The sequence below is a fragment of the Bordetella petrii genome (genome assembly GCF_000067205.1).
GTDB lineage: Bacteria > Pseudomonadota > Gammaproteobacteria > Burkholderiales > Burkholderiaceae_B > Bordetella_A > Bordetella_A petrii.
This window is the reverse complement of sequence record NC_010170.1, coordinates 1,280,525-1,292,439: the sequence shown is the minus strand read 5'-3', so window position 1 is coordinate 1,292,439 and position 11,915 is coordinate 1,280,525. Positions and strand designations below refer to the sequence as shown.

At 60.1% G+C, this 11,915-nt stretch carries 12 protein-coding genes; all 12 read left to right on the top strand.

Annotated features, from left to right (window positions below; all coding sequences use genetic code 11):
* Positions 1–193: 193 nt before the first annotated feature.
* The 12 genes from BPET_RS06235 (at position 194) to BPET_RS06175 (ending at position 11,880) form a co-directional block, all read left to right on the top strand.
* A complete protein-coding gene (locus BPET_RS06235) occupies positions 194–1,183 on the top strand; it encodes a Bug family tripartite tricarboxylate transporter substrate binding protein (RefSeq protein ID WP_012248222.1) in 990 nt (329 codons plus the stop codon).
* Positions 1,184–1,354: 171 nt separating this feature from the next.
* Positions 1,355–2,056, top strand: coding sequence for a DUF4286 family protein (locus BPET_RS25435; protein ID WP_012248221.1), 702 nt, complete (start codon positions 1,355–1,357; stop codon positions 2,054–2,056).
* A 428-nt stretch (positions 2,057–2,484) separates the two neighbouring features.
* Positions 2,485–3,300, top strand: a complete 816-nt coding sequence (locus BPET_RS06220) for an enoyl-CoA hydratase/isomerase family protein (protein WP_012248220.1) — start codon at positions 2,485–2,487, stop codon at positions 3,298–3,300.
* Positions 3,297–3,710, top strand: a complete 414-nt coding sequence (locus BPET_RS06215; protein ID WP_012248219.1) for a Zn-ribbon domain-containing OB-fold protein — start codon at positions 3,297–3,299, stop codon at positions 3,708–3,710. Before BPET_RS06220 ends, BPET_RS06215 begins: the two co-directional genes overlap by 4 nt.
* A gap of 8 nt (positions 3,711–3,718) precedes the next feature.
* Complete coding sequence (locus tag BPET_RS06210) at positions 3,719–4,897, top strand: thiolase C-terminal domain-containing protein (RefSeq protein ID WP_151208941.1); 1,179 nt, start codon at positions 3,719–3,721, stop codon at positions 4,895–4,897.
* 65 nt (positions 4,898–4,962) lie between these two features.
* Positions 4,963–5,433 (top strand): MaoC/PaaZ C-terminal domain-containing protein, encoded by a 471-nt coding sequence (locus tag BPET_RS06205; RefSeq protein ID WP_012248217.1) that lies wholly within the window; start codon positions 4,963–4,965, stop codon positions 5,431–5,433.
* A 54-nt stretch (positions 5,434–5,487) separates the two neighbouring features.
* Positions 5,488–6,789 (top strand): CaiB/BaiF CoA transferase family protein, encoded by a 1,302-nt coding sequence (locus tag BPET_RS06200; protein ID WP_012248216.1) that lies wholly within the window; start codon positions 5,488–5,490, stop codon positions 6,787–6,789.
* A 76-nt stretch (positions 6,790–6,865) separates the two neighbouring features.
* On the top strand, positions 6,866–7,846 hold the full coding sequence (locus tag BPET_RS06195; RefSeq protein WP_012248215.1) for a Bug family tripartite tricarboxylate transporter substrate binding protein: 981 nt from the start codon (positions 6,866–6,868) through the stop codon (positions 7,844–7,846).
* A gap of 62 nt (positions 7,847–7,908) precedes the next feature.
* A complete protein-coding gene (locus BPET_RS06190) occupies positions 7,909–8,889 on the top strand; it encodes a Bug family tripartite tricarboxylate transporter substrate binding protein (protein ID WP_012248214.1) in 981 nt (326 codons plus the stop codon).
* Positions 8,890–8,902: 13 nt separating this feature from the next.
* Positions 8,903–9,763, top strand: a complete 861-nt coding sequence (locus BPET_RS06185) for a MaoC/PaaZ C-terminal domain-containing protein (protein WP_012248213.1) — start codon at positions 8,903–8,905, stop codon at positions 9,761–9,763.
* A gap of 36 nt (positions 9,764–9,799) precedes the next feature.
* Positions 9,800–11,005, top strand: a complete 1,206-nt coding sequence (locus BPET_RS06180; RefSeq protein WP_041862747.1) for a CaiB/BaiF CoA transferase family protein — start codon at positions 9,800–9,802, stop codon at positions 11,003–11,005.
* Between the two features lie 119 nt (positions 11,006–11,124).
* Positions 11,125–11,880, top strand: coding sequence for an enoyl-CoA hydratase/isomerase family protein (locus tag BPET_RS06175; RefSeq protein WP_012248211.1), 756 nt, complete (start codon positions 11,125–11,127; stop codon positions 11,878–11,880).
* Positions 11,881–11,915: the final 35 nt, after the last annotated feature.

Sequence of the window (11,915 nt, the reverse complement as noted above, 5' to 3'; positions counted from 1 at the left end):
GCGGGCCCAAGACCCCGGCAAACCCCGCTCTCCTGTCAAACCGCCGCTGCCGAGGCACCTTGGCATGAAGTTTGCGTGGAGTGCTCCGAGCGCCACCGCGCATCCACGGGAAACGTTTCATTCCAAAACAAATAACGGGCGCCCAATGCCGTCTCGAGACCATGAGCGACAGCCCGCTTTGAGGAGACACGACATGACGATTTCATTGACAAGGACACTTGCCAACCTGCTGACAGTGGCGGGGGTGCTGTTGCCCATCCCCGCCTCGCAAGCCGCGGGCGATTATCCCGGCAAACCCGTTCGCCTGATCGTTCCCTTTGCGGCGGGCGGCCCGACGGATGCGCTGGCCCGGGCCTTGGCGGACAAGATGTCCCAGAAACTGGGCGAAAAGGTCATCGTCGAAAACAAACCCGGCGCGGGAGGAAACATCGGCACGGCGATGGCGGCGAAATCCACGCCCGACGGCTACACCATCGTCGTGGCAACGAACGGCCCTCTGACTGTCAACAAGCTGATTTTCGAAGACACCTCCTACGACCCGCAGAAGGAGCTCTCGCCTGTCGCGCTCGTCTCGCTGCTGCCCAATATCCTCGCCGTGCACCCGAGCGTTCCCGCCAACGATGTCCCGTCCTTGATCGCATTGCTCAAGAAGAATCCTGGCAAATACAGCTATGGATCGGGCGGTACGGCAACCAGCTCCCATTTTTCCGGCGCGTTGTTCTCAACGATGGCCGGCGTCAAGATGACGCATATTCCTTACAAGGGCGATGGAGGATCCATGCCCGATGCGGTCGGCGGACAAATTCCCATCGTGTTCGGAAGCGTTTTCGCAACCAAGCGCTATATCGACCCGGGCTTGCTGAAAGGACTGGCCGTGACCTCCAAGCGCCGGGTACCCATCGTAAAAGATATCCCCACCATGGCCGAGATGGGACTGCCCGGCTACGATTTGACGGCGTGGTACGGTATTGCCGTCCCCGCCGGAACCCCCACGCCGATTGTGGACAAGCTGAACAGCGTTATCGTCGACATTCTGCAGATGCCGGACTTCCGAAACACCGTCGAATCGATGGGAGGCATCCCTGCCAATGCCAACACGCCGGCGGAATTCGGAGACTTTATTCAGTCGGAAATACCCAAGTGGACCAAGCTGGTCGAGGAATCCGGCATCAAGGCGCAATAACCGATGCCGGAGGCGGTCTTGAACTTGTTCTCGTGCCCGGACCAGGCGCGCGGCCACCGCCGCCCGTCTGGTCATTACAATAATTGATCTTGCCGATCAACGAAAAACCAAGCCGATGTTCCGCTGTTGCCATGGCATCATGCGGCAGCCGATAACACACATGAGGCAACCATGAACGAAGTACACGCCGATCACTCCGGCAAACCGCCCGGCTTGCTGATAGTCATGCATGATATTCCAGCGGAACTGGATTCAGCGCTCAATCATTGGTATCACAGCGAACATCTCTCCGAGCGGCTCGGATTGCCCGGATTCCAGTCGGTGCGCCGCTATCAGGCGACGGAAAACCAGCCCTCGTACATGGTCGTATACAAATGCGACAGTATCGATGCATTGATAACGCCGGAATACCGTCACCTGATCGACAACCCGACGAAATCCACACTGGAGATCATGCCCCGCATGCGGCAGGTCATCCGGGCGGCTTGCCGGGAAACCTGGACAACGGGCAGGAACATAGGCGGCACGGCGATCGTGGCGCAATGCAAGGCGGTGGACGGCCAGCAGGACCGGGCTCGCCGTTTCATACAAGAACAGCTGGCTCAGCGCTTAAGGGAAGACGGCAGCATGGTCTCGCTTTCCCTGTGGGAGGCCGACCCGGAAATCACCCTGGCCACCACATCGGACACGGCGCAGCGAACCGGGCCCGATCACTACGTCGACTGGGTGCTGATGATCGAGGGCTACGATACGGCTCGCCTTTCTCTGGCCCTGCACAGCGAGGCCCTGCAATCCGACAGCAAGCGCGATGGGCTATTGATCGGCACACTGAAACGATACAACCTCATGTGCATCTATCACGCACAGTCTTGATTGCCCTGCCCGCTGCCGGCGTCAGGGCGCGACCCGCTTGCCGTGACCCCAGCGGGCGCTCTCCCGCCCTGCTCCCCGGAGCCTTCCTCGCGTACGCAGCGCCTGCTCAAGCCTTTCTACTGCGCTCTCCCGATTCCCCCCTCTTCCCGTTACCTCGCCGCGCGCACGCGGCGGCCTGCCGGTACGCGAACTGACTCCGCCATAAGCAACTGAAAGGTCACATGTCTCTGACGGAGACACGTCGTGGATGCCGTCACGGCTTCGTATCGGCGATTCTCCTGGGTTTCCGCACGGAATCGGCTTCCGGCAATGTTGGCACGCATCTTGCTTTCTAGCAGGGTAAGCGGGCAGGCTCAATGGAACACCGCCGTACTTTCGAGCCTGCCTCAGAAAACCGGCAAACAGATGCCCAACGGAGACTGAAGAATATGACCGATCTTGTCACAACGGAACGGGACGGCGCAGTGCTGATCATTCGGCTCGTCAATTCCAAGAGCCGTAATTCATTGACGCTGGAAATGCGATCGCAAATCGGACAGGCCGTGGCGCTGGCCGAACAGGACGCCAGTGTGCGCACCGTTTTCCTTACCGGAGAAGGACCGACCTTCTGCTCGGGAGGAGATCTGCAGCATCTGAAGACCGCCTGCGATCCGTGGACCGTCCATCGACGTTTCCGCGGATTCAGTCATTGGCTGATCCCCCTCATGACGCTGGACAAGCCGGTGGTGGTGGGCGTGAACGGGCATGCCGTAGGTGGCGGCATGGGACTGGCGCTCACGGGCGACGTGATATTGGCCGGGGAAAGCGCTCAATTCATGTCCGGATTTTTCCGTGTCGGCGCGGTTCCCGATATTGCGATCATGTACACGCTGCCCCGCCTGATCGGCATGGCGCAAACCAGGAAATTCCTGTACAGCGGCGGCACGTTTACCGCTCGGCAAGCGGAGAACCTGGGACTGGTGGCCCGGGTCGTACCGGACGCCGACGTCTATAACGCGGGCCTGGAAGAAGCGCGGCGGCTGGCGGAAGGCCCCGCGCCGGTCATGGGCCTGGCCAAGACGCTGATGGCCCGAAGCTTCGAAACGACGATGACAGACATGCTCGCCGCCGAAGGCCTGGGACAGGCGCTCGCCATGTCCCATCCTGAATTCCGGGAAGGCCTGAACGCCCTCATCGAGCGGCGTCCGGCCGATTTCATCGGTGCTCCCGAAACAACACAAGTACTCAGCCGAGGTGAACAATGAGCAGCAATCTCCCACAACCCGTAGCCAATGCGGACTCGCTTCCCTATTGGAATGCCGCGCGCGAACAGAAGCTGCTGATACGCCAATGCAAGGCATGCGGCGCCTTTCATTTCATGCCCCGGCATTTATGTCCCGAATGCTGGTCCGACGATCTTCAATGGGTGGAAAGCAAAGGCACCGGAAGCGTATATAGCTTTTCCATCATCCGCCGCGCTCCGCTGCCGGCCTTCGCAGACAAGGCGCCTTACGTCACCGCATTGATCGCGCTGGACGAAGGTCCCCGCATGGTGGCCAACATCGTTGGCGAAAACGCGCTGTCCGTGAAAATCGGCGACAAAGTGCGTGTCGTATTTGAAGCACGTGGCGATGACGGCGCCATGGTTCCCCAGTTTGAACTCTACGGCGGATGAATCCCGGTATGAAAACTCCAGCTTCTCTCAAGAACAAAGTCGCCATCGTCGGCGTCGGCGAATCGGATATCGGCCACGTTCCCCACATGACCGGCCTTGGACTGAACGCCCAGGCAGCCAAGCGGGCGCTGGACGATGCGGGCCTGAAAGTCTCGGACATCGACGGCGTGCTGACCGCCTATTCGTTTACCGAGCCCTATTTCATGCTGGGCTCCGTTTTGTGCGAATACCTCGGCGTCACCCCGCGGTTCAACGCTTCGATGGTCGTGGGTGGCGCCAGCCCGGCGATCATGCTCAAGCATGCCGCCGAAGCCATTGCAAGCGGGCAGGCCGAAACGATTCTGGTGTGTGCGGGCGAGAACCGCGCCACCGGCCAGACGCGCGACGCGACGATCGCCACGTTGATGGCGGTCGGCCATCCGTATTTCGAGCAGCCCTACGGAACATCCATTCCCGGGTTCTACGCCATGATCGCGCAACGCCATATGCACGAATACGGCACCACGCGCGAACAACTGGCCCATGTGGCGGTCAACACGCGCAACCATGCTTTGCTGCACCCCAATGCCCATATGAAAAAACCGTCGACCCTGGAACAGGTGTTGACGGCAAAGCCGATCGCCGATCCGCTGGGCATGCTGGACTGCTGCCTGATTTCCGATGCTGGGGGGGCGTTTATCGTCACTTCCGCGGAACGGGCGGCCGATCTCAAGGCCAAACCCGTTTATCTGCAGGGGATAGGTGAATTCCACACGCACGAACATCTGATGTGCGCGCCGAGCCTGACAGAATTCGGCGCAACCGAATCCGGCCGGACGGCATACGAGATGGCCGGCCTGACACCGGGCGATATCGACCTGGCGGAACTCTACGACTGCTTCACGATCGTCCCCATCCTCGAACTCGAAGAACTGGGGTTCTGCAAGCCCGGCGAGGGCGGCGCCTTCTTTGAAGCGGGGCACGCGCGGATCGGCGGAAAACTGCCCATCAATACTCACGGCGGCATGCTGTCGCATGCGCACGCCGGTGCCGCCGGGGGGCTGTTCGGCATCGTCGAAGCTGTGCGGCAACTGCGCGGCGGCCTCGGTCCGCGCCAGGTCGAGAATGCGGAAGTCGCACTGGTCCACAACGAAGGCGGCATCCTGTCTTCGCACTGCACACTGATTCTCGCCAACGAAAAAGGCTGAGACGCCGGCTCGCGTCCCGCGCACGCCAGTAACGGAAACGCTTTTACGTCAAAGGAAAATGCATCATGAGCACCCCTTCTCCCGCTCCGCGTGGCCTGTATTTTGAAGACTTCAGCGTCGACCAGGAATTCGTCAGCCCTGCGCGTACGGTAACGCTGACCGACATCGTCAATTTCGCCTGCCTGTCCGGCGATTTCAACGAGGTCCATACCAATTTCGAATATTGCAAGACGACGCAGTTCGGATCGCCTATCGCACATGGCCCGCTGGTGTACGCGATCATGGGCGGGCTGCAATATGCAAGCGGCATCAATGACGGCACCCTGCTGGCGCTGCTGCAAATCACCGACTGGAAGATGCTGAACGTGGTACAGCATGGCGACACCATTCGCCTTCATTCGCGAGTGCTGGCCAAGAAAGAAACCAGCAAGCAAGACCGCGGCGTGGTGACCTTCCGGCGCCAGTGCATCAAGCAGGACGGCGTCGTCGCGCAGGAAATGACCGCCACGCTGCTGTATCGCCGCCGCCCGAACTGATCGCAGTCCCGTCACCGCCTGCCACGCGGCGCCACACACGTTTTTCGAGCAAAGATGACTATCAATCAGAGTACGAGCCCGCTGGACGACTATGACATGTCCAAGGCTCTCTTGGACGATTTTCCCGAACACACGCCGCGCCCGCCCGGCGCCGATTCGGCGTTGCAGAATATACGCGTGGTCGATTTCACGCATTACATTGCCGGCCCTTTTGCCACGGCTATCATGGCCGATATGGGCGCCGACGTCGTCAAGATCGAGTTTCCGGGCAAAGGCGACGATTTTCGCCAGTATCCGCCAGTCAACGCGGAAATAGGCGGCGGGGCGCCCTTTCTCTGGTGCAATCGCAACAAGCGCAGTATTGCCATCGACCTGAAATCCCCGCACGGCAAGGCAGTGGCCATGGACTTGATTGCCAAAGCCGATGTCGTCGTCGAGAATTTCTCGACCGGCGTCATGGAAAAACTCGGGCTGGGCTATGAAACGTGCAAGAAACTCAACCCGGCCTTGATCTTCTGCTCGATTTCCGCTTACGGAAGAGAAGGCGCCTACGCGGATCGCCTGGGCTTCGACCCGATCGCCCAGGCGGAAAGCGGCTTTGTCTCGATGAATGGCTACCCCGACCGGGATGGCGTGCGCGCGCTCTCTCCCGTCATGGACATCAGTACCGCCATGATGGCCTCCAATGCGATCCTCGGCGCACTGGTCTACAAAACACGGACGGGCAAGGGACAATTTGTGGAAGTGCCCCTGTTCCACAATGCCGTATTGATGACGGGCTACGCCCCGCTGCAGCACCTGTTCACAGGCAGGGAACCCCAACGTCCGGGAAATACCAGCCCGGACACTTGCCCATCGGGTGTGTTTCATGCCAGTGACCGTCCCTTCTTCATCAACTGCGGCAGTACGGCAATATTTCAGCGCCTGCTGACCCAGGTGATGGATCTGCCTCAAATGGCGGCCGACCCCGCCTACGCCACGAACAAGGACAGATTGGAAAAGAAAGAGGAAATTTTTGCCTTGCTGCAAGAACAATTCTCGAAACAGCCTTGGGACTATTGGAAGGTACGCATGCGCGAGATCGGCGTGCCAAACGGAGAAATCCGCAGCGTGGGAGACGCCATACGCTCGCCGGAAGCACGAGAATGCAACATCGTCACTCGTATTCCGCATCCGGCCATCGGCTGGATACCCAATGTGGCGCTCCCCATCAAGTACCGGGACACGCCGCTGGTCGACCCCGTTGCCGCGCCCATGATAGGCCAAGAGACAGAAGCCGTGCTGGCCGACTGGCTAGGATACGACGACGCGGCGATCCGGAAACTGAAACTCGATGGCGCCTTCGGATCCACGTGAAAACCGGCCTTGCAATCCCGGCCTCCCTTTATGCCGGACAACATTGAAAAAACAAACCCACTCAGGAGACGTAATCATGCGGCTTTCAATAAATAGACTGTTGTCGACGATCGTCACGGTAATCGGCCTGGCTTACGGCCTGCCCAGCCAGGCGGCGCAGTACCCGGATCGACCCATTCGCCTGATTACCCCCTACGCCGCCGGCGGGCTGTCGGACATTCTCGCCAGGACGCTGGCCAATGAATTGGCCAAGCGGCTGGGCCAATCTGTCGTGGTCGAGAATCGCACCGGGGCAGGCGGCATCATTGCCACCAATTACGTCGCGAAATCCGATCCCGACGGCTATACCCTCGCACTCGTGGGCCAAGGCCTGGCCGCGGTCAATCCGACGCTGCACAAAGATCTTCCCTACGACACACTGAGGGACTTCGCCCCGATCTCGATGATCGCCAAATTCTCCATGGTGCTCGTCGGCAATCCGCAGCGCCCCCCCGAAAGCGTCGCGCAGATGATCGACATGGCAAAGAAAAAACCAGGCTCGCTGAACTTCGGCTCGGCAGGCAATGCCTCGACAGCGCACCTGATGACCGAAATGCTGAACGATCAAGAAGGCATAAAAATGGTACACGTCCCGTACAAAGGCGAATCGGCCGCATTCACGGAAGTCATAGGCGGCCGCATCGACGTGCTGTTCGGAACCGTCGGCGGCGCCTTGCCCTTGATTCAGAGCGGCAAGCTCCGCCCCCTGGCCATCGTCGATACGCAACGCAATCCGCTGATGCCGAACGTGCCCACCATCGAAGAAGCCGGCGTCAAGGACTTCAACGTATTCGGCTGGTACGGAATCCTTGCGCCAAAGAAAGCCCCTTCCGAGGTAGTCAATCGCCTTGCCAAGGCATTCAGGGATATCAGCCAGGATCCTGCATTCCAGAAAGCGATGCGGGACCGCGGCATGGAGTCCATCGGGAGCACGCCGGCCGAACTGGAAACCCTCATCGAAGACGAGATCCAGCGCTGGAGCAACGTCATCAAGAAGGTCGGCATCCAGGCCGAATAGTGTCCGCCTTCCTCTTCCAGCTATGGAAGGCGGACACATCGCGTGAAAACCAGGAGACACCCATGAAGAAAATCATCGACACGCTGAGCGTGGCCATCGCTGCGGTCATTGCGCTGTTCCCATCTCCCTCGAGCGCGAAGGACTACCCATCCCATCCCATACGCATGGTCGTTCCATATTCCGCGGGTGGCCCTTCGGACACCCAGGCGCGGCTGATCGGGCAAAAGCTTTCCGAGATTCTCAAGCAATCCGTGATCGTGGAGAACCACGCCGGGGCCGCCGGGAATATTGGCGCCGGCATGGTGGCCAACGCCAAACCGGATGGATACACGCTGCTGTTTTCCAGTACGGGCCCCTTGATGGTAAATCCCCATATCTTTAGCAATATGCCATTCGACCCGCTCAAGGATCTGGCCCCAATCTCTCTCATATCGTTTGCGCCTTCCGTGCTAGCAGTAAATCCGAACGTGTCCGCCGCGAATATCGACGAACTCATCTCTCTCCTCAAGGCCAATCCCGACAAATACAGCTATGCGTCGGGGGGAGAAGGCACCACCCAGCATCTGTCGGGCGAACTGCTGAAAGATATGGCGAGCCTGAAGATGAATCACATTCCATACAAAGGCGAAGGACCGGCAACGATCGACGTCCTAGGCGACCACGTGCCCATCATATTCATCAGCGTCGGCACCGGTTTACCCAACTTCAAACGGGGCCTGCTCAGGCCGCTGGCGGTGACATCGCTGCATCGAAATCCGGCATTACCCGACATCCCCACTCTGGCCGAGTCCGGTTTTCCCGGTTACGAAGTCACCGCCTGGCAAGGGGTATTCGCGCCGGCCGGCACGCCTCGCGACATCATCAACAAACTCAATGCCGCGCTGAGAAGCAGTGTTGGATCCCCCGATATCGCCGAACGGTTCACGTCCGTGGGTAACGTCTCGGCCAACAAGACGGTGGAAGAATTCTCGGCTTTTCTTCAGAAGGAAGTGCCGCACTGGGCCAAGCTCGTGAAGCAGGCTGGCGTCGCGCCCATCAATTAACCGGTGGATCGCCATGCCCCTGAATTACGACCTGATCAAGAACTGGCTCTTTCCGGACGTCGAGCAGGCCTATAGCGAGAAAGACAGCATGCTCTATGCGTTGAGCGTGGGCTACGGGCATGACCCTGTGGACCAAGACCAATTGGCATTCGTCTATGAAAAGGGCCTGAAGACGGCGCCCAGCATGCCGGTGATTCTGGGCTACCCGGGCTTCTGGATGAAGGATCCAGCGGCCGGAATCGACTGGGTCAAACTACTGCATGTGGGGCAAGCCTTGCAATTGCACGCTCCCATTCCTCCTGCGGGCATGGTCGTGGGCCGCACCCGCGTCAAGGCGATCATCGACAAAGGAGCGGAGAAAGGGGCGTTGGTAGTGCAGGAAAGACAAATCCTGGAGAAAATCAGCGGGACGCTGCTCTCCACCCTCGAACAGACCACCCTATGTCGAGGCGACGGCGGTTTCGGCGCAGGCGACTCGGCGCCGAAACCGCCCCCAAAAATGCCGGACCGCGCCCCCGATTCGGTATGCGACCTTCCGACGCTACCCCAGTCCGCCTTGTTCTATCGCCTGTGCGCGGATCCGAACCCGGTGCATGCCGATCCACAGCTGGCGCGTTCGGCCGGATACGCACGTCCGATCCTGCATGGCCTGTGCAGCTTTGGTGTCGCCGCACATGCCGTGCTCGGTCGCTGCTGCGCGTACGACCCGCTGCGACTGGCCAGCTTGTCGGTGCGCTTCTCCAACCCGGTATACCCGGGAGAGACACTGCGCACGGAAATATGGCGCAGCGACGAGTCGGTGGCCTTCCGAACCTGGTCCGTTGAAAGAAATGTCGTGGTGCTGGATCACGGAAACGCAACGCTGAATGTTTGAGTTTCCCTTTCTGGAAACAGAACGCTGGAGGAACAATTGAAATATCCGCTCGAAGGACTCACGGTGCTCGACCTGTCGCATGCGCTGGCGGGTCCCTACTGCTCTACCCTGCTCGCCGATTTCGGCGCCGACGTCATCAAGATCGAACCGCCGGGCGGTGGCGAGATCTCGCGCTCATGGGGTTTTCCGTTGCCTGGGGGTGAGGAGAACGAGTACTTCACCAGCCTGCACCGCAACAAGAAAGGCATAGTGCTCGATCTGAAACACGCAGAAGGCAAGGCGCTACTCATGCGCATGATAGAGCAGGCCGACGTCGTGCTGGAGAACTTCCGACCTGGCACGCTGGACAAAATGGGGCTGGGCTATGAACAAGCGCGTGAGTGCAATCCCTGCATTATCTACTGCAGCATATCCGGCTTCGGGCTGGACGGCCCCTATCGCGACCGCGCCGGCATGGACCTGATCATCCAGGCAGAAAGCGGAATGATCAGCGTGACGGGCGAAGCCGGTGGCCGGGGCGTACGGGCCGGCGTATCCATCGCCGACCTCACCGGCGGCTTGAACGCCATGATCGGGGTCCTGCTCGCCTTGCGCGTCAGAGAGAAGACCGGCGAAGGCCAATCAGTCGACATCTCCATGATGGAAGGACAGATGTCGCTGCTGAGCACCATCCTCGGCGCCTATCTGGTGACCGGCGAAGTTCCCGGACCGATGGGAACGGCCTATAAGCCCATTCTCCCCTACCAGACCTTCCGCACCAAATCGCGCGACTTGGCACTGGCGGTCGGCACCGAAAAACTGTGGAAGGATTTCTGCCCGGCCATGGGCTGCCCGGAACTGGCCAACGATCCCCGCTACGCCAACAACCGCGCGCGCAACCAGAACCGACAGACGCTCATCGATCGGCTGCAGGAAATATTGCTTACTAAGACTTACGAGGAATGGGAAGCGATCCTGGCCGACAAGGGTATTCCCGTGGGTGCCATCAACAACATGGAAGAACTGGTCAATCATCCGCAGGTCAAGGCGCGCGGCTCACTGGTCGAGGTCGATCACCCGCGAGCAGGAAAGATCCGCATGGTCGGGGTGCCGGTACGCCTTTCCAAGACGCCAGGAGCCATTCGCACGGCGGCCCCGTTACTGGGTGAACACAACGATGAGGTGCTGCGCCATATGCTCGGTTTATCCGACGACCAGATTGCGGCGCTGCGCCAGACCGGCGCATTCGGCGCACCGCCGTAATAGGCACAGGACTCGGTCTTTATAGGCGGCCTGTGCTGGCCGTGACACTGGCGATGTTATTGACGGCCCGAAATCGGACACATTAGTTGCATTGCACACTGCATCTTAAGGAACCAACAATGATTGATATGTCGAGAGACGGAGCCGTCGTCCTGCTGCGCCTGAACGATCCCGAACGCCGAAATGCCCTGTCAATGCCGCTGAGACTCGCCTTGCTGGATACTTTGCGCGAGATCGAGGCGGATACCACGGTGCGCGCGGTCGTCCTGACCGGCAGCGATAAATTCTTCTGCCCTGGCGGCGATGTGACCGCCATGGGCGAGCAGCCGAAAATCGAGGCGCTCGACAGAATGCGCGTACTTCATGAAATCGTCCGATTGATGGCATACAGCAGCAAGCCTTTGATTGCGGCCGTCGAAGGCTGGGCGGTCGGCGGAGGCTTCTCTCTGGCCATGCTCTGCGATACGGTTGTCGCCGGTCGCAGCGCCCGCTTCAAGGCCGGGTTCGGCGAGATCGGCATGGCCCCCGATACCGGCATTCTGTTCACGCTTCCGCGGCGCGTAGGGATCGGTCCAGCCAGGCAGATCCTGCTCTACAACGACGTGATGGATTGCGAACAGGCCCGAGCGCTGGGCGTCGTCGACCATGTCGTGGAAACCGGCGGCGCAGTGGAGCAGGCACGGTCCCTGGCGCTGCGGCTGGCGCAAAAGCCGCCGCTTCCTATCGCCTTGACGCGCTCCGTTCTGAACGCGGGGCTGGACGACATACTCCTCAGAGAGCGCGAGATCCAGACGATGCTCTTCAGTTCCTCTGATCATCTCGAAGGCCGGGCGGCATTCTTCGAGAAGCGGCCCGCCGTCTTCCACGGAAACTGAACAGGCGGGCTCGAGGAATCGAGCCCGCCATGCAT